The organism is Bdellovibrio bacteriovorus, assembly GCF_001592735.1.
Lineage (GTDB): Bacteria > Bdellovibrionota > Bdellovibrionia > Bdellovibrionales > Bdellovibrionaceae > Bdellovibrio > Bdellovibrio bacteriovorus_D.
Genome location: NZ_LUKE01000001.1, coordinates 1,255,043 through 1,272,571, shown reverse-complemented (window position 1 = coordinate 1,272,571; position 17,529 = coordinate 1,255,043). Strand labels below are relative to the sequence as shown.

General features: G+C 44.1%; 18 protein-coding genes and 1 tRNA gene. 13 read left to right on the top strand and 6 right to left on the bottom strand.

The features are described 5' to 3' along the window. Nucleotides 1-369: 369 nt before the first annotated feature. Nucleotides 370-1,995, top strand: coding sequence for a HAMP domain-containing methyl-accepting chemotaxis protein (locus AZI86_RS06175; protein ID WP_061834197.1), 1,626 nt, complete (start codon nucleotides 370-372; stop codon nucleotides 1,993-1,995). Between the two features lie 54 nt (nucleotides 1,996-2,049). Here the strand turns inward: AZI86_RS06175 and sucD are convergent, their stop codons facing one another. The 3 genes from sucD to mdh are packed head-to-tail and all read right to left on the bottom strand — an operon-like array spanning nucleotide 2,050 to nucleotide 5,054. Continuing rightward, a complete protein-coding gene (gene sucD / locus AZI86_RS06170; protein ID WP_061834196.1) occupies nucleotides 2,050-2,919 on the bottom strand; it encodes a succinate--CoA ligase subunit alpha in 870 nt (289 codons plus the stop codon). Between the two features lie 2 nt (nucleotides 2,920-2,921). Further along, nucleotides 2,922-4,088 (bottom strand): ADP-forming succinate--CoA ligase subunit beta, encoded by a 1,167-nt coding sequence (sucC, locus tag AZI86_RS06165; protein WP_061834194.1) that lies wholly within the window; start codon nucleotides 4,086-4,088, stop codon nucleotides 2,922-2,924. 21 nt (nucleotides 4,089-4,109) lie between these two features. Then, entirely contained in the window at nucleotides 4,110-5,054 is a 945-nt protein-coding gene (gene mdh / locus AZI86_RS06160; RefSeq protein ID WP_061834192.1) for a malate dehydrogenase, read from the bottom strand. 141 nt (nucleotides 5,055-5,195) lie between these two features. Here mdh and AZI86_RS06155 point away from each other — a divergent pair, with 141 nt between their 5' ends. The 12 genes from AZI86_RS06155 to AZI86_RS06095 all read left to right on the top strand — a co-directional run bounded on the left by AZI86_RS06155 (nucleotide 5,196) and on the right by AZI86_RS06095 (nucleotide 13,981). After that, nucleotides 5,196-5,948, top strand: a complete 753-nt coding sequence (locus AZI86_RS06155; RefSeq protein WP_061834190.1) for an ABC transporter ATP-binding protein — start codon at nucleotides 5,196-5,198, stop codon at nucleotides 5,946-5,948. Nucleotides 5,949-5,969: 21 nt separating this feature from the next. After that, nucleotides 5,970-6,698 (top strand): ABC transporter ATP-binding protein, encoded by a 729-nt coding sequence (locus tag AZI86_RS06150; RefSeq protein ID WP_061834188.1) that lies wholly within the window; start codon nucleotides 5,970-5,972, stop codon nucleotides 6,696-6,698. Further along, nucleotides 6,698-7,480 (top strand): MlaE family ABC transporter permease, encoded by a 783-nt coding sequence (locus AZI86_RS06145; RefSeq protein WP_061834187.1) that lies wholly within the window; start codon nucleotides 6,698-6,700, stop codon nucleotides 7,478-7,480. The genes AZI86_RS06150 and AZI86_RS06145 overlap by 1 nt, the downstream gene beginning before the upstream one ends. Beyond that, entirely contained in the window at nucleotides 7,477-8,196 is a 720-nt protein-coding gene (locus AZI86_RS06140) for an MlaE family ABC transporter permease (RefSeq protein WP_061834186.1), read from the top strand. The genes AZI86_RS06145 and AZI86_RS06140 overlap by 4 nt, the downstream gene beginning before the upstream one ends. 8 nt (nucleotides 8,197-8,204) lie before the next feature. Beyond that, nucleotides 8,205-8,981 (top strand): MlaD family protein, encoded by a 777-nt coding sequence (locus AZI86_RS06135; RefSeq protein WP_061834185.1) that lies wholly within the window; start codon nucleotides 8,205-8,207, stop codon nucleotides 8,979-8,981. Nucleotides 8,982-8,997: 16 nt separating this feature from the next. Then, the gene (locus AZI86_RS06130; RefSeq protein ID WP_061834184.1) at nucleotides 8,998-9,795 is read left to right on the top strand and encodes a hypothetical protein; all 798 of its coding nucleotides are present in this window, start codon (nucleotides 8,998-9,000) and stop codon (nucleotides 9,793-9,795) included. Between the two features lie 427 nt (nucleotides 9,796-10,222). Continuing rightward, nucleotides 10,223-10,960 (top strand): hypothetical protein, encoded by a 738-nt coding sequence (locus tag AZI86_RS06120; protein ID WP_061834182.1) that lies wholly within the window; start codon nucleotides 10,223-10,225, stop codon nucleotides 10,958-10,960. After that, nucleotides 10,948-11,385 (top strand): hypothetical protein, encoded by a 438-nt coding sequence (locus AZI86_RS06115; protein WP_061834181.1) that lies wholly within the window; start codon nucleotides 10,948-10,950, stop codon nucleotides 11,383-11,385. The genes AZI86_RS06120 and AZI86_RS06115 overlap by 13 nt, the downstream gene beginning before the upstream one ends. Before the next feature lie 28 nt (nucleotides 11,386-11,413). Further along, on the top strand, nucleotides 11,414-11,623 hold the full coding sequence (locus AZI86_RS06110) for a hypothetical protein (RefSeq protein WP_061834180.1): 210 nt from the start codon (nucleotides 11,414-11,416) through the stop codon (nucleotides 11,621-11,623). 6 nt (nucleotides 11,624-11,629) lie between these two features. Beyond that, on the top strand, nucleotides 11,630-12,685 hold the full coding sequence (locus AZI86_RS06105; protein ID WP_061834179.1) for a PLP-dependent cysteine synthase family protein: 1,056 nt from the start codon (nucleotides 11,630-11,632) through the stop codon (nucleotides 12,683-12,685). 1 nt (nucleotide 12,686) lies between these two features. Beyond that, nucleotides 12,687-13,850 (top strand): cystathionine gamma-synthase, encoded by a 1,164-nt coding sequence (locus AZI86_RS06100; RefSeq protein WP_061834178.1) that lies wholly within the window; start codon nucleotides 12,687-12,689, stop codon nucleotides 13,848-13,850. A 55-nt stretch (nucleotides 13,851-13,905) separates the two neighbouring features. Next, a tRNA-Phe gene (locus AZI86_RS06095) sits at nucleotides 13,906-13,981 on the top strand. Nucleotides 13,982-14,044: 63 nt separating this feature from the next. On the opposite strand, the gene AZI86_RS06090 is transcribed toward AZI86_RS06095, so the two are convergent. The 3 genes from AZI86_RS06090 to AZI86_RS06080 are packed head-to-tail and all read right to left on the bottom strand — an operon-like array spanning nucleotide 14,045 to nucleotide 17,393. Continuing rightward, nucleotides 14,045-14,839 (bottom strand): hypothetical protein, encoded by a 795-nt coding sequence (locus AZI86_RS06090; protein ID WP_061834177.1) that lies wholly within the window; start codon nucleotides 14,837-14,839, stop codon nucleotides 14,045-14,047. Next, nucleotides 14,836-15,672: an RnfABCDGE type electron transport complex subunit D gene (locus AZI86_RS06085; protein WP_061834176.1), complete on the bottom strand. Its 837-nt coding sequence runs from the start codon at nucleotides 15,670-15,672 to the stop codon at nucleotides 14,836-14,838. The genes AZI86_RS06090 and AZI86_RS06085 overlap by 4 nt, the downstream gene beginning before the upstream one ends. After that, nucleotides 15,669-17,393: a CRTAC1 family protein gene (locus tag AZI86_RS06080; protein ID WP_061834175.1), complete on the bottom strand. Its 1,725-nt coding sequence runs from the start codon at nucleotides 17,391-17,393 to the stop codon at nucleotides 15,669-15,671. Before AZI86_RS06080 ends, AZI86_RS06085 begins: the two co-directional genes overlap by 4 nt. Between the last annotated feature and the right edge of the window lie 136 nt (nucleotides 17,394-17,529).

Genomic DNA, 17,529 nt, shown 5'->3' with positions numbered 1-17,529 from the left:
AAAAAAGTTAGGAAAACACCCGAAGAGAGGCAATGATTTGGACGCGTTCTTTAAACGAAACTTGATGGGTGGGGGCAGGGGAGCTGGACCAACAGCCGGTCCATCGACCCTATTTGCAAAGAGAAGGTTAAGGCTCGGAAAATGCGAGTACAAAATGTGTATTGCAACACAGTAATATTTGATCGCCTAAGTAATCGGTCAAGAAAGGTTAACAAGTGGACAAATTAAAAATCCGTTTAATCCACAAAAATGAGTTAAGGCCAGTTTATTGTTTATTATTTTAATTCTGGGTCAATTTCCTTACGTATCAGGCACAATAAACCGAGAAATAGGTCCGTAAATGTCAATATAACTTCACAAGGGTCGTTTATGAAAAATGTGAGCTTGCGAACCAAAATGATGGGACTTTGCCTTTTTGTTACCCTGTTAGGAATGGCTGGTGGGGTGGTTGGGTTTTTCACCCTTAATAAAGTTGCGTCCAATTATAGAGCCATCACCGCCGAGGATCTTCCACTTATCAAGATTCTTGGAGATCTCCACGGAGAGTTCCGGGAGCTTCGGATTCAAGTTCGAAGCGTAGCTTTTGAGGGAACGACGTCCGCTGATGTAAAAAAATATGTCGACCTGACTCTTCCGCAAATTGAAGCCATTGAAAAAAGCCTTGTTGAATATGAAAAGGTCGATCCCGAGGCCGTCCATCGCGCGACTTACATTGAACTTAAACAGGCGTGGATGGAATTTAAAAAATTCGGTGGCGAGCTGATTTCTAAAACAAACAATTACGAAAAAGAACGCGATCAGATTGTCTCTATGATCCGCGACGTGTGCCCGGTAAAGGCGGCCGCGGTGTACGAGGCTTTGCAAAAAGAGACGGACATAAATATAAGTCAGTCAACCGCCTCGGTATCGGCGGCGGTGGTTTCGGAAGACAATGGTAAGACTCTGATTGTCGTCTTTGGGGTGGCAGCCTTATTGGTGTCGATGGTGTTTGGCTATCTATTTGCGACATCTGTTTCCAAGACAATCGCGGGTGTGGCGTCTAATTTAACTAACGCAGGTTATAGCGTTGCTGACTCTGCCGATAAGCTAGGTCAATCCAGTGAAGAGCTTTCTCAGGCATCTTCTGAATCCGCCGCGTCGTTAGAAGAAACCGTTGCTTCGCTTGAGGAGCTGACTTCGATGGTGAAGCGTAATTCTGAAAATGCCAAAGAAGCCGCGGTTCTTTCAGATGTTTCAAAAGGGGCTGCGGAAAAAGGTGAAAAAGAAATTCATAACCTTATTCATTCAATGACGGGGATTTCTAAGTCTTCGCGAAAAATTGAAGAAATCATTAATGTTATAGACGACATTGCCTTTCAAACAAATCTATTGGCGCTGAATGCTTCGGTAGAAGCAGCTCGTGCGGGCGAACAAGGTAAAGGCTTTGCTGTCGTAGCAGAAGCGGTCCGCTCATTAGCTCAAAGAAGTGCCGCGGCCGCCAAAGATATTACGACGCTTATTAAAGAGTCTGTATCCCAAGTTGAGGCCGGCAGTAAAATTGCTGATCAAAGTGGTGAGGTGCTAAACAGCATCGTAGTTTCAGTAAAAAAAGTGGCGGACCTTAACTCAGAAATTGCGACGGCTTCTCAAGAGCAAGCTATCGGGATTCAACAAATCAGTGCGGCGATGAATCAATTGGATTCCTCGACGCAAACAAATGCGGCATCGGCGGAAGCCATTGCCTCAACGATTTCAGAGTTCAACAGTCTAGCTGCTACGACCCAACAATTGACCGGGCAGTTAAACAAAGTTGTTTATGGTGGGGAAATTCATCATCAAGGTCCGGACGCCACGTCAGCGACCAAAACCCCAGTTAAGTTGGCGGTGGCTTCTAGAGAAAGCCATGCGTCCCCTAAAAATGTGACGAAATTAAAGTCGCGCGCGGCGGAAGCCGAGTCTATCCTGCCTTTTGACGACGACGATAAGGGCAAGATTGGTACGGTAGAGGGATTTTAAGAAAAAAAAGCCCCGGTTTCCCGGGGCTTTTTACTTTTCAAATCCAATATTAAATTACTTCAACATAGATTTTAAAGTCGTGCCCATGTCAGCCGGGCTGCGTGCGATTTTGCAACCTGCCGCTTCAAGAGCTTTGAACTTCGCCTCTGCTGTTCCTTTGCCCCCGCTGATGATGGCACCAGCGTGACCCATGCGTTTTCCAGCAGGAGCCGCAGCACCCGCGATAAACGCAGCCACAGGTTTTTTGAAGTTCTTTTTGATCCATTCAGCAGCTTCTTCTTCAGCCGAGCCACCGATTTCACCAATCATGATAACGCCATCTGTGTCTGGATCTTCATTGAACAATTTTAAAACGTCGATGAAGTTTGTTCCATTTACGGGGTCACCACCGATACCAACGGCCGTTGATTGGCCTAGTCCCAATGCTGACAATTGACCAACAGCTTCGTAAGTCAATGTACCCGAACGTGAAAGAACTCCGATACGACCTGGCTTGTGAATATGACCAGGCATGATACCGATTTTGCATTGGCCTGGAGTGATGACGCCAGGGCAGTTTGGACCGATTAAACGCGTGCGCTTACCTTGCATATAGCGCTTCACTTTAACCATGTCTAAAACCGGAATACCTTCTGTGATACAGATAACCAAATCTAGATCTGCATCAACGGCTTCCATAATAGAGTCAGCAGCAAACGGAGGTGGAACGAAAATAACAGAAGCGTTACAGCCTGTTTCTGCTTTTGCGTCTTTAACTGTATTAAAAACCGGAAGACCGATGTGTTTTGTGCCACCTTTGCCCGGGGTCACACCACCCACCATTTTTGTGCCGTAAGCAATAGCTTGCTCAGAGTGAAAAGTTCCTTGAGCCCCGGTGAAACCTTGGCAGATAACTTTAGTGTCTTTATTGATTAAAATAGCCATGACTAGTGTCCTTTAATCGCAGCAACGATTTTCTTAGCTGCATCTGTAAGATCGTCTGCTGGAGTGATATTCAATCCAGACTCTCTTAACATCTTTTTACCCAGTTCTACGTTTGTACCTTCAAGGCGGCAAACAAGTGGAACTTTCAATCCAAGCTCTTTAGAAGCCGCGATCACACCTTCGGCGATGATGTCACATTTCATGATACCACCAAAGATGTTAACCAAGATTCCTTTTACGTTTGGATCTTTAAGAATGATCTTAAACGCTTCAGTTACTTTTTCTTTATTAGCGCCACCGCCAACATCCAAGAAATTCGCTGGCGAAGCGCCGTGAAGCTTGATGATGTCTAGGGTTGCCATCGCAAGACCCGCACCATTCACTAAGCAACCGATGTTTCCATCAAGTTTGATGAACGCTAGATCAAATTTAGAAGCTTCAATTTCTGAAGGCTCTTCTTCGTTCAAATCGCGCATTTCAACGATGTCTGCATGACGATACAAAGAGTTAGAGTCGAAGTTCATTTTAGCGTCTAGGCACAGAACTTCGCCTTCTTTAGTCACCACTAGCGGATTGATTTCGGCAATCGAACAATCAGTCGTGATGAAAGCATTGTAAAGACCGGTGAAGAATTTCACGGCTTTATTGACGATTTCTGGAGCCATGCCGATTTTGAATGCCAATTCGCGAGCTTGGAAAGGCATCAAACCAGTCACTGGATCGATGTCCACTTTCACGATTTTTTCTGGGTGATGTTCTGCCACTTCTTCGATGTCCATGCCACCTTCAGAAGAGGCCATCATCGCGGCACGACCTGTCGCGCGGTCGATCAAACATGCTACGTAGTATTCTTTAGCGATGTTGCAACCTTGTTCGATGAAAACCTTTTGAACAACTTTCCCTTCAGGTCCTGTCTGGTGAGTCACCAAAGTCATACCCAAGATTTGTTTCGTCAACGTGCCTACTTCGTCGATAGATTTAGCAAGCTTTACACCGCCACCTTTACCGCGTCCGCCGGCATGAATTTGGGCCTTAACAACCCAAACAGCTCCGCCCATGTCTTTTGCTGCCGCAACAGCTTCTTCAGGAGAGTGAGCCAATTTACCTTTTAAGGTGGCTACTCCGAATTTTCTCAAGACCTCTTTGGCCTGATACTCATGAATATTCATTTTGAAATACTCCGATTACAATTAGTTTACGTTTTTAAGTGCAGATACAAGTACGCGAACAGCCTCAACGGATTTGTCGAATTCTGCTTTTTCATCAGCATTCATTTTCAAATCGATAATGCCTTCCATGCCTTTGCCACCGATGCGAGCAAGGACGCCCACCATCAATTTATCGTTAACGCCGAATTCGCCGTTAAGTTCAACCGCAACAGGCAATACACGTTTTTGGTCTTTAAGAATTGCCTCAGCCATTTCAACCGCACCCCGTGATGGAGCATAGTAAGCTGAACCTGTTTTAAGGTGTCCGCCGATTTCTGCGCCACCTGTTTTAGTTCTTTGTACGATGGCGGCGATTTTGTCAGCCGGTAAAAGATCTGTAAGAGGAACGCCAGAGACTGAAGCCATACGAACAAGGGGCATCATCGCATCACCGTGGTTACCGATAACAATACCAGTAACGTCTTTAACAGAAACATTCAACGCTTCAGCGATGTTTGCACGGAAGCGAGCGGAATCTAAGCAGCCGCCCATTCCAAGAACGCGTTCACGTGGGAAGCCCAAAAGTTGTTTTGCGTAAACCGCCATAACGTCCATGGGATTACAAACGACGATAACGTATGAGTTTGGAGCGTATTTTTTGATACCATCGCAAACGTCTTTAACGATTTTTGCATTCACGCCAACAAGTTCGTCACGGCTCATGCCTGGCTTACGTGGCATACCTGCAGTGATGATCACGACATCTGAATCTGCGATATCAGCATAGTTGCTAGTACCTTTAACGTTAGTATCAAATTGCTCAACAGCGGCTGCTTGCATAAGATCTAATGACTTACCAATTGCAGCACCTTCGTTGATATCTAGAACTACAACATCACCCAACTCTTTTTGAGCTGCCCAATGAGCCGTTGTTGAACCAACGAAACCCGCACCAATGACAGCAATTTTATTTCTTTTGAAAGCCATGACTTATCTCCTTAAGGCTGCAAAATGAATGGAAAAACTTAAAACTTGCGTAGATGCCACATTCAATATCAAATCAGATATAGAGACAACAATTACCGCTCGGCGCTGAGAGCTTACAAAGCAGAACTGGACGAGACCCTTATGGACGTTATCGCCTTAGAAAATGTCAGTGTGACTTTTGATGGTCAGGCCGTTTTAAAAAATATCGACTTGCGAATTCAGCGTGGGGAATCTTTCGTCATTATTGGGCCCAGTGGCCAGGGTAAAACGACACTTCTAAAAACGTTGTCAGGTTTGATAAGTCCGCAGAATGGCAAAGTAATTATTGAACAACAAGACTGGCTAACGCTTAGCAATAAAGAGCGTTTGCCGTTGCTAAAAAAAATGGGCGTTTTGTTCCAAAGAAATGCTCTTTTTGACTCTCTGACTTGTGTTGAGAATATCTGTTTCCCGTTGCGCGAAACTACAGACCTGGAAGAGATCGAGATCATTAAAAAAGCGGAGCTCTTTTTAGATGCCGTAGGTATCGCCCATGCACGCGATCTTTATCCCGATGAAATCAGTGGCGGGATGCAAAAGCGCTTAGGAATTGCTCGGGCCTTAGCACTCGATCCAGAGATCATCTTTTATGACGATCCGACGGCGGGACTTGATCCCATCACATCAAAAAGAATAATCGAGTTGATTTTGCAATTAAGAGCCAAAAACAAATCGACAGTTTTAGCCGTAACGAATGATATGAATCGAGCTTTTCAAATGGCGGATCGAATCGGCGTCGTCGTTGATGGCGGATTATTGATTACGGGTACTCCGGAAGAAACAAAAAACCACAAAGACCCACGAGTTTATCAATTCATTCGCGGTTTGCTCGAGGGTCCATTGACAACGGCCTAAGGCCCTCTCTAACATACATACGTGATAGAATTTCGGAACCTCGTTAAACGATTCGGCTCTAGAACTGTGCTCAATGGATTGAGTTTAGAAATCCGTGAGGGCGAGATCCTCTTTATTTTGGGGACATCGGGGACGGGAAAATCTGTCTTGCTAAAAAATCTTGTCGGTCTGTTAACCCCGGATGAAGGGGAGATCTGGATTGACGAACAAGAAGTCTCTAAATTCACTGAAGAACAATATCTGTCTATTCGAAAAAAATGCGGAATGGTATTTCAACATCCGGCCCTTTTTGATTCTTTAACTGTCTATGAAAATGTGGCTTTTGGATTGCGGCGTCACTATCAGTTACCTGAAGAGATTATCCACGATAAAGTGATGAAAGCGTTAAAGCTTGTCCATATCGTGGGGGCAGAAAACAAAAGGCCTGCGCAAATTTCATATGGCATGCAGAAACGGGTGAGTTTAGCTCGCACCATTGCACTTGAACCCAAGATTCTTTTATTTGATGAACCGACAACGGGTCTTGATCCAGTTACAACGACTGCGGTGAATCAACTGATTCAAGATCTTTCACGGGAACTAAAAACCACTTCACTAGTGGTCAGTCACGACATGAACTGTGCCTTATCCATTGCCGATCGGATCGTGGTTTTAGATAAGGGCAATATCGTTGCCTTAGGTACTCCAAGCGAACTAAAAAAATCAGATCATCCCCTGGTAAAAGATTTCCTTTCTGAGGTTTTAAACTGATGAGCCTCTATTTTCTGTCTTTTATTGATGAAGTGGGCGCGACGCTTTTATTTTTTAAGAAAATCTTAGGCACGTTAATATTCAAAAAAATCAAGCCTCACGATGTTTTTGAACAAATTTGGCATGTTACTAAGGACAGCTTTTTTACGACGGCCATGGCGGGGTTTTTTGTGGGCGCCATCATGACGGTGCAGTTCGGGATGCAAGTTCAAGAGTTCGGAGCGTTGGGGTATCTGGGGGGGCTAGCTACGAGCGCGACATTTAGGGAAGTCGGTCCATTATTAATAGCGTTCATGCTCAGCGGAAAAGTGGGCGCTTACACCTCGGCTGAATTGGGAACGATGCGCGTGACAGAGCAAATTGATGCCGTTCGCTGCTTGGGCGCAGATCCAATGCAAGAAATTATTGGCCCAAGGTTTATTGGCATTGTGATTTCAAGCTTCTTTCTTTTGGGTGGTGGCTTAATGATGTCCGTCTTCGGTGGAATGCTGATGGGACAAGCTTTTGCGGGGGTTAATTATGAAGAATATCTTCGTCATGTGCCCACGATTGTGAGTCCGGTGTCTATATTAAGTGGATTGGTAAAATGTGGTGCTTTTGCCATCGTGTTGGCAACGGTGTGTACATATAAAGGATATACTGCCAGCGGGGGCGCTAAAGGGGTGGGCCGAGCGGTGGTTTCGACGTCAGTGATCACGATGGTTTGTATCGTCGGCATGGACTGGTTTACTAGCTTTATTGGTGAAATAGTCCTGCAAATGATTCGAGGATACAGATCATGATATCCTTTTTAGCAGATACATTTACGGGTGTTTTTACCCCTCCTTTAAGGATTAAAGAGTTTACGCATCAGCTTTATTTTGTCGCTAATCGCAGTCTTTTTATTATTGCTTTATGTGTTAGTTTTGCTGCGGTCGTCACGATCTTAGAATCTTCTTTTCATATGAAAATGGTGATTCAAAACGATTCGATGGTGCCAGGATTTGCGGCCGTACTTATATTACGAGAACTTGGCGCTTTGGTGACAGCTCTTCTTTTGTGTTCACGCGTGGGTGCTGGATATGCCTCCGAAGTAGGAACGATGCAAATTACCGAACAGGTCGATGCACTAAAAATGTTGGGGATTGATCCCATTAACTATTTAGTGGTTCCGCGCTTATTAGCCTGTATTGTTGGGGGCGTTCTATTAACGGTCATCGCGAATGTAACCTGTATCATTGCGGCAATGATGGTGAGCCAAAGTTACCTTGGTTACACGCCCGGAGTTTTCATCGCTTCCATGCATCGTTTTGTACAGATGAAAGATCTGTTTTTTGCGATGATTAAAGGTGCTTGTTTCGGGGCGGTGATCCCCTTAGTGGCTTGTTATTTTGGATTTCGATGTCAGCAAGGAGCCGAGGGAGTGGGGCGAGTTACCACAAACACGGTGGTCGTGGCATCGATTGCAATTATTGTGATTGATTTTGTTTTATCCTACACTTTTACTCATCTGTATTAGGAGAGCCTATGAAAGTTGAAACCAAGGTTGGTTTGCTGGCATTTGTGTCGGCCATGATGGTCGTTTTTTTCGCATATTTAATGGGCTTTATTTCTCCCTTTTCAAACGCTCGAGAATTAAATGTCATGTACAACTATGCCGGCGGGATTGAAGAGGGTTCTCCGGTACGAGTTATGGGGATTAAAGTAGGCAAAGTGAAATCCATCACTTTTGATCCAGGTTATCGTGCTGAAAACGGTGAAGAGGTCAAACTTCGTCTTACAATCACCATTGATAAAAAAGCCTGGACCAGTGTCCGCAAAGATTCCAAATTTTTCATCAACTTAGCCGGCGTGATCGGGGAAAAGTTTCTGGAAATCTCGCCGGGGACCATGGAAGCTGGGGAATTATCTTCCGGAGCCTATGTTCGCGGGGAAGATCCCCCACGAATTGATCAATTAATATCTCAAGGATATGGTTTGGCCGGAAAACTATTAGAATTGGTAGAGAAAAATGAAGGCTCCGTGTCGAATACAATCCAACAAATAGATCGGTTGATGACAAATTTTAATAAAACGCTGGCTCTTCTGGATAAAACGTCAAAAAATAAAGAAGTGTCTCGATTGTTGGATAACGCCATTAAAATCAGTGATGACGTGGCTTATTTGACACACAATCTGCGATCAAAAAAAGCGGAAGAGACATACGACTTGGTTCATAAGCTGTTGTTCCGCTTAGAGCCACTTGATGGTCCTGTAATTAAAAAGTTTTTCCAAGAAGAGGGTGTAAGAGCCCGTATCTTCTAATTGGCCGGGGAGGTTCATGATGAAACAGATTTCTTTGCTATGTGTGAGCGCCGCACTTCTATTTGTGGTTCAAGGGCACGCTGCAAACTCAACCTTGAATCTGCGCTCAGATTCAAAAACAATCACGAACAAAGCTCGCTCTATCGAAAAAGAGTACAGCCGTGATATGCGCAATAGCGCTAACAACGAACATCAAGGCGCTTTGATTATAGACGAGGGCCATGGTTCTGTGCCGGAAGATGATATGCCAGCGGTGGAAGAAGTGTCCGAGATTCAAAGTATTCCGGGTGAAGGAAATAGTTACTATAGCGCGCCGATGGCGAGCAGCTTTCAGTACGATACCAATTTAAAGATGCGTGAAGATCGTCGTGCTGGTGCCGGAATGATGGTGGGCGGAGCGAGTGGTTTGGTGGGTGCTATGTTGGAGCTCAATTTTGAGGATCAAGATGGTGTGATCGCCGCTTTTGGAACAGGTCCAGGATATAATACGATCCAGCTTGGATGGAAACACTCGTTTGAAGGTTATTATTTAACTCCTTACACCACCGCGAGCTACTCTCGCTGGTATAATTCTCGAGGTCGTACAACGGATTATAGCGAATCAAGCATTCTGGACCGTGTTTTGACCGATGCAGAGAAAAAAGAAGGCCAGTTTGGCACAGATTTTGTGAACGGATCCCTGGGGTTGCAATACAACCAACTCAGTGGGGATTTTGCTGGATTCTCCGTTTTCGGAGAGTTGACCGCAATGTATGAAGTTAAAAGAACCATGCTATTACCGACAGGCTCTATCGGGGCACTTTATTATTTCTAGTTACTGAGCGAAAAAATATAATTTGAAAATACAGAAGGCTGGGAGAAATCTTGGCCTTTTTTTATTTCATTTTTCGGATGTTGTATCGGCCTGAAACCCGCACGGGGAGCCGCTTTGACAATAAAAAAACCCCAGAGTTGCCTCTGGGGTTTCAAGAACTAATTTAGTTCCTAAAAATTACTTTTTAGAAGCTTTTTTAGTCGCTTTTTTAGTAGCTTTTTTTGCTACTTTTTTAGTTGCTTTCTTAGTAGCTTTTTTAGCTGCTTTCTTTTTTGCCATGTGCTCCTCCTAGGATGCAAACGTTGTTGTTGTTTCTCTAACTTAAAAAACTTTACTTAAGTTAAGTCTTCCCAATTCAACCAGCCACGTCAACAAAAAATTTACCTTGCATATTTTTTGCGAGCATTCGACCTCGCGGAGGTGACCTTTGTTGATTGTTTTCTTAGTTTCGATGCTCGGACATACGCTCGCACATCGAATTCTTGCACAGATGGCGCGTGATTTTGCGTTCTCTCCGCAACTTCTGCGCCATTTGCACGTGATCAACCTCTTCATCATCGCTTTTTTTGCGATTGTAAGTCGCTCAACCCTCGCGCTCTGGCTTTTCATCGGCATTCTTTTAATAACTTTAAAGTTTTTTCCCGTGGTTTTGCGTATTTTCCTGCTGAAAAGACTGCGTGATGTCCTTGTACCACTTCTTGATGCCGTCATTCTAGGATTGCAAACAGGCAAATCTTTCCGTTCATCACTTCATTCTGCCATCGAACTTCAGAGTGGTTGGGTCCGCCATCAGTTGATGGAAATATATGATTCGTTGGTGATGTCGGAAAATGTCATCGCCATGAAATCCGCGCTGCTTGCGGATTTGCAAAGAGAACTCGCGGAAATTGATCGCTCGAAAAGTCGCTGCTTAGATCAGCTGCGCGCACTTCGCAAAGACATCAAGATGCTCCAGGATTTTCGACGTAGGTCTGGACAGGTGACCCAGCAATTGAAGATGCAGGCGATAATTGTCACCGCTCTTTTTGTGGCGCTTCTTTTGTTTGTAATTAAGCAATTCGGTTTCCAAGAACATCGAAAATTAATTTTTGGCGCCGCAATGACGTTTATTTTGGGGCTCGTTTGGATTTTTTTGATGGGAAGGAGAATAAAATGGAAGGTGTAGCGCCGCCAATTGTACTTTTGATGTCGGTAAAACGCTCCGTTGAAAAAGGGGAATCGGTAAAACAGGGAATTTTAAATTATGTTCGAAAAGAATCCGGTGATTTTCCTCATTTAGTGACGCAGTGGCTATCGATTTTGCAACAGGGACAGGATTCCCGCGCATGTTTGCAGGGGTGTTCGTCGATTTATCGAAGGTCCCTGCTGCAAATATTGGAGCGTGGATTAAAGGGAGAGCCCATTTATAATCTATTAAACCAAATGGAGGAGGAAATTATTCTAGCCTGCAATGAAGAGATATCTTCCAGGATTGCGAGATTGCCCTTCCAAATGATGGTCCCTCTGCTTTTATTCCAATTTCCGGCCTTTCTGGCCCTCCTTTTTGGGCCTCTGTTGAAAAATTTTTTTCACTCTTTGGGATCCGGATGATAGAGTCCCCATAGTTGGAGGATAAGCTGTGGCTCAAAAAGAGAAAAAGCAGTTAGCGCTCGAAAAATTGGTGGACGAGTTGATGAAAGATGAACCTCGTCGCCAAACCGTAAAGCAGCTTACGCAAGAGCTTGGCATGGCTTATTCCGTGGACCCTCTTACGCAAATGAATACAGTTTTGCAGTCCATGAACTCGGTTTATCTTCAATCCAACAGAAGAAAAGACCTAGAAAGTTAGAAAACCATGTCCCACATTTATAATTCGATCCTAGAAACCATCGGCGACACCCCGATGGTCGCGTTGCAACACATTGGCAAAGAAACTAAACATAAATTCTTCGCAAAAGTGGAATATTTTAATCCAGGGGGAAGCATTAAGGATCGCGTGGCTGTTGCGATGATCGAAGAGGCCGAAAAACGCGGTGATTTGAAGCCGGGCGGCACGATTGTTGAGGCAACCTCGGGCAATACAGGTGTTGGCTTAGGGTTGGTGGCTGCGGTCAAAGGATACAAGTGTATTTTCGTGATGCCGCAAAAAATGAGCGATGAAAAAAGAGCTATTTTAAAAGCTTACGGGGCCCAAGTTGTTATCACGCCGATGGTGGAGCCGGATCATCCTATGAGTCATTATTCCGTCGCTAAAAAAATTGCGGCGGAAACTCCGGGCGCTTTTTTAGTCAATCAATTCCATAATAATGACAACCCCACGCGCCATTATCAATCAACTGGACCAGAGATGTGGAACCAGATGGACGGAAAAATCGACATGCTTGTCGGTGGTGCCGGAACGGGGGGAACTCTTTCTGGATGCGCTAAGTATTTAAAAGAAAAAAACCCAGCGGTAAAAGTATTCTGTGCAGACCCTGTCGGCAGCATTCTTTTTGACCTTTTCTATAGTAAAAAAATCGTAGATCCACCGGGATCGTATATGGTGGAAGGCATCGGCGAAGACATGCTTCCGGATAACGTCCATCTTGATATTTATGATGGCTTTGTCCGCGTTAATGACCAAGAGGCTTTTGCGATGACTCGTCGGTTGGTAGCAGAAGAAGGTCTTTTAGTAGGTCCTTCAAGTGGAGCTGCTTTAGTAGGAGCGATGAAGGCGGCAGAAAAGTTCGATAAACCGATGAATATTGTCGTGATTCTTCCCGACAGCGGTCGTCAGTATTTAAGCAAAGCCTTTAATGATCAATGGATGGTCGACAACAAACTTCTTAAGGCGGATGACGTTAAAAATGCCTTCAATCGGGTAATCACTGCGGAAGAAGCCATCCAAAACCTTTCGAAAAATAGGAATTGATATGAAAAAAGTGACTGAAAATCTTGGTTTTTCTACTCGCGCAATTCATGCAGGGCAATCCCCAGACCCTACAACAGGCGCGATTATGACTCCGCTTTATTTGACATCGACATTTGTTCAAGAATCACCGGGCGTTCATAAAGGTTGGGAATACTCTCGCACCCATAATCCTACTCGTCGCGCGTACGAAGACTGCTTGGCGAGCCTTGAAAGCGGTAAGTATGGATTTGCCTTCGCTTCGGGTTGTGCGGCAACGGCGACCATCCTGCACCTTTTAAAAGGTGGGGATCATGTTATCGCCATGGATGATATGTACGGCGGAACTTTCCGCTTATTTGATAAAGTTTTAAAGCATGACGGTATTGATTTTACATTTGCCGACCTGACTAAGTTTGAAAACTTTGAAAAGGCGATCAAACCTAACACCAAGCTTGTCTGGTTAGAAACGCCGACCAATCCGACATTAAAATTAGTGGATATTAAGAAGATAGCGGCCGTGGCGAAATCTAAAGGCATTCTGGTCGCGGTCGATAATACTTTTATGAGCCCTTATTTCCAACGCCCTTTAGAGTTGGGTGCGGATATCGTGGTTCACTCCGCCACTAAATACATCGGTGGTCATAGTGATATCGTGGGGGGTATCGCGGTGACTTCAAGTGATGCGATTGCTGAAAGATTGGCTTTCTTAAGCAACTCTATGGGTACGACTTTGGGGGCGTTTGACTCTTTCATGTATCTAAGAAGTCTTAAAACTTTGCCGTTACGTATGAAAGCTCATCAAGAAAATGCGATGGCGATCGCGAAATTCTTAGAAACTCATCCTAAAGTGGAAAAAGTAATTTATCCGGGTCTTTCAAGCCATCCTCAGCATGTTCTAGCAAAAGAACAAATGCATGGTTTTGGCGGAATGATTACTTTTTATATTAAGGGCGGATTGGAATCGGCCCGTAAGTTCCTAGAAAATGTGAATGTTTTCTCTTTGGCAGAGAGCTTAGGGGGTGTTGAAAGCCTTATTGAGCATCCGGCGATCATGACGCATGCCTCCGTGCCGCCTGAAAACCGCAAGGCTTTGGGCATTGACGATTCTTTGATTCGTCTTTCGGTAGGGGTTGAGGACCTTCAAGACTTACTTAACGATCTAAAAACTGCTTTTGATAAAGCCTAATTGTTGACATCGTGGGGACCAAAAGTTAAACCTTGGTCTCTTCAAAGCAAGACATGGCTTGGTAGCTCAGTTGGTAGAGCAGAGGACTGAAAATCCTTGTGTCGGCGGTTCAATTCCGTCTCAAGCCACCATTTTTAGCGCCCGTTGGCGGTAAACTTGTACAAAAAAACCGCCCCTTCAGGCGGTTTTTTTATTTAATAAGCCTTCGCTTCCATACAATCTAAGAAATGTCGTTTTTCATTTAACGTACACTCGACACTTTTATTTGGAACATTTCTCCAGTTTTTTAGATTGTAAGCAAACATCTCTATCGGAACATCTGGACTTGGTTTTACTTCTTCTCGGACTCCAAAAATACTAGCGAATTGCAGGCCTTTTAAAGTGTAAGGACTGATTTTAAACGCCTTATCGGGTGAAAAATCTTTGAAAAACAACGCCCGTCCAATTCCAAATTCACAATACTTCTTATTGGGTAATTGCGCGCAAATTGAATTAAACGGATAAGTCGGGTCATAGTTCTGAAATGCCCAATGAAATCCCCAGCCGTCTTCGATATAGGGTTGGTATATTTCATGTTCAGGACCCTTGTAGAAATCAAAAGCCAGTAATCTCAATGCTAAAGCCATTCCTAGGGAAACCCCTTGAACAGGAGTTCCAATTCTTACTACTTTGGAGGCTGATTGGCTATCTAAGTTATGACTGACTTTATTAATGTCGTTAGAGAAAGCGACAAAATAATATCCCTCTTCGCAGAAAGTTTTTTTATGAAGGTCTGCGATGTTACCGCAAGCTTCTTTAAATGTTTTGCCTTTAATGGCCTGATAAGCGGCCTCGTGAAACACGACCTCAGCGTACTTGGTACCAGCAGTTTGTTTAAATGCGTTCAAATTTATTTGCCCAGGATCGGGTTGCTTCTGATTTAAAGTCATCACGAAATACCCGATAGAGCTGACAAAAATACCGATTAAAAGACCTTTGATAAAACTCATGTTGAAGCCTCTTTACCTGCTGTTAAGTTCACCCATGTTTCGGTGGATTGTTTGTCTTTAGTGTACTTATTAATGATGGCATAAAAGAGGGTGGCGATAAAGAGCGCCGTTAATGTTGCAAGCCTAAACTGAATCAGCCTTAAACAATGATCTATAATAGCAATGCCTGCTCCAAAAAGAATTTGTGCCTTTAAACGATTCGGAGACGTTTTCGGATCTGAAATCATGAAAAATACAAAAAGCTGGGTCCCGGGACTTAGCAAAGTGTAAAGAGATCTATTCACCGCGAACATTTTAAAAGCCATTCCGATCGTAAAGAATGTGGCTAAATAAGAGACTGACACAAAAAATCTGTTGGCCGACCAAACTAAAAGAAGTCCCATTGCAAAAATAGTTCCGCCAACCCAAAGTTCACCCCCCCATCGCAAGCCGCCGACCGGTGAAACCATATTTGGCATGGCGAGGGCTATGATAACTATCGCAAAGTTATTGGGATTAAAAATATGACGTCCATCAATGCGGATGTAGTATTTCGAAGCAATGGTTAGAAAAGCAATGGTCGCCATAACCAGGGGATATTGTGTATCCACCAGTAGAAAAGCTCCAATACTTGAAACCATGCCGCTGGTAGGTACGGCAATCTGATGTTTGTAAAGATAAACAAAGATGAACTCTAATGTCGAAAACAACACCAAGCAGAATAGAAACTGCTGAGGCGTGCGCCCAAAAGACATGGTGCTCAAAGCAAACCATATAAAGAAAACCGCAAACAGCAAGAAATGTAAGCGGGGGTCACGGTAAGAAGGGTAGATGAAACCTTTTTTTGTCATCATGGCTCGACAATCCTTTGATACTTATTGGTTTGCAAATCAGTTATAGTTGTTTGATTTCCAGAAGGCCATTCTATCATAAGGCTTGTTGGCTTCTGCCGTCCCATCCCGAATACGGCACGGGGATCGTGTTGGGCGGCATAACCATTCATGGAATAATAGATTTTGCGCATCACTGTTCCGTCTTCTAACGTCAGAATCAGTTTTGCACCCAAAGCTTGCCATTGGCTTTTTGTAGCCTCTAGCTCAAAGCCAATCCAGTTGTAATTTCCAGAGCTTTGATTGTGATAGAAGTAAGCTTTTTGCTTTTGATTGGCGACGACCAAATCTATCAAACCGTCATTGTCAGAATCGATACGCGCAATTCCTCGACCGTCACGCTTATCGACATCAAAGTTTAGCGCCTTAGAATAGTCGCGATAGTGACCTTTTCCATTGTTAATGAATAAACAGTCTTGTTCATGACCAGACATATTCAAGTTACGCATGTCGGGCCAATGTTTTGGGGTTCCCACCAACGGACGAGCTGAATTCATAGTTGTTTGGAAAACGAACCACCAGTTTTTTGTGCTGTCACCAGAAACGAAACCGTTGGCGACTAAAAGATCTGGGTCGCCATCGTTTTCAATATCAAGACTTGCGCCACCCCAGGCCCAACCACAGCGGTTGACACCCATGTCACGGGCACTGTTGAAGTACATTTTGTTTTTCGGATCCCAGGTCCAAATTTTGTTTCCGTCGGTTACATAGCCAGTTTTAAAAACGTGTGACACATAAATGGAAGGATACGGCGAATTGTTTTCATAATACGCCTCGGCCGCCATACCGCTTTGCGATTGAGATTTGCTTTTTAAATAAGACACGTCTTTGTATTCATAGTTGTCTTGCTGCTCAAAGATGTGGTCTTCATTAAAATCAGTGGCCATCCATAAGTCTAACTTATTGCCACGGTTCCATAAATCGACGACCGCAAAAGCGTGCGCAAAAAAGTTTCGGCCAAAGTTTAATTTCTCGGTCACGTCTTCAAACTCACAATTGCCTTTTCCTTCAAAAAGACGCATTTCACTGCCGTTGCGGGCAGAAACAAGGCTTTCGGGAACATTTAAGTGACCAAAACCATTGACGATAATATCAAGATTTCCGTCGCGATTAAAGTCGAATACATTTACGGCGGTGGAAAGCTGGGCGTCCTTACTAAATGTAAGGACGACCTTATCGCGAAACTTTCCGTATTTATCCATTTTCATGATTTTGTTCTGAGTATGCGCCGTAATTAAGACTTCCATCTTTTTGTCGTTATCGCAGTCAAAAAAGACTCCACGAGCTGCAGTGACAAGACTTGAAAGATTGTAGTCGGCGGCTTTATCAACAAACTTATTGTTGCCCTGATTAATAAAGAACTTGGAAGCCGAGCCGATCTGTGTGGACGTTAGGAATACATCATATAAACCATCGTTATTGATATCCACGACTGCTACTGATGCAGAAATGGATTCTAGCCAGCGTCCCAAGTGTGTTACGTGAGGAAGATGGCGAAAAAGACTGTAAAGTTCATCCGCATGAGTGAAATTCAAACCACTCTCGTCACTAATATCTACCAACTTTACTTCGGTCGGAGGTAATTCGCCTTCCAAATATTCTTCGACCGGGAAGAAGATTGCTACTATACACCCTGCTAACAGCGTGAAGAAGGTGATTTTTAAAAGCAACGGAATAAGTCTCACTGGTGGCTCCGCATAAATCGCATTAGTTTAAACTCTGTTTAAGAAATTGTGTTGCTACACCACACACAAATCAAGGTCGATCTGCGGCGAAAGACGCGTCTCGTTTTGAGCCTGGTCGAGACTCTATTGACCTTAT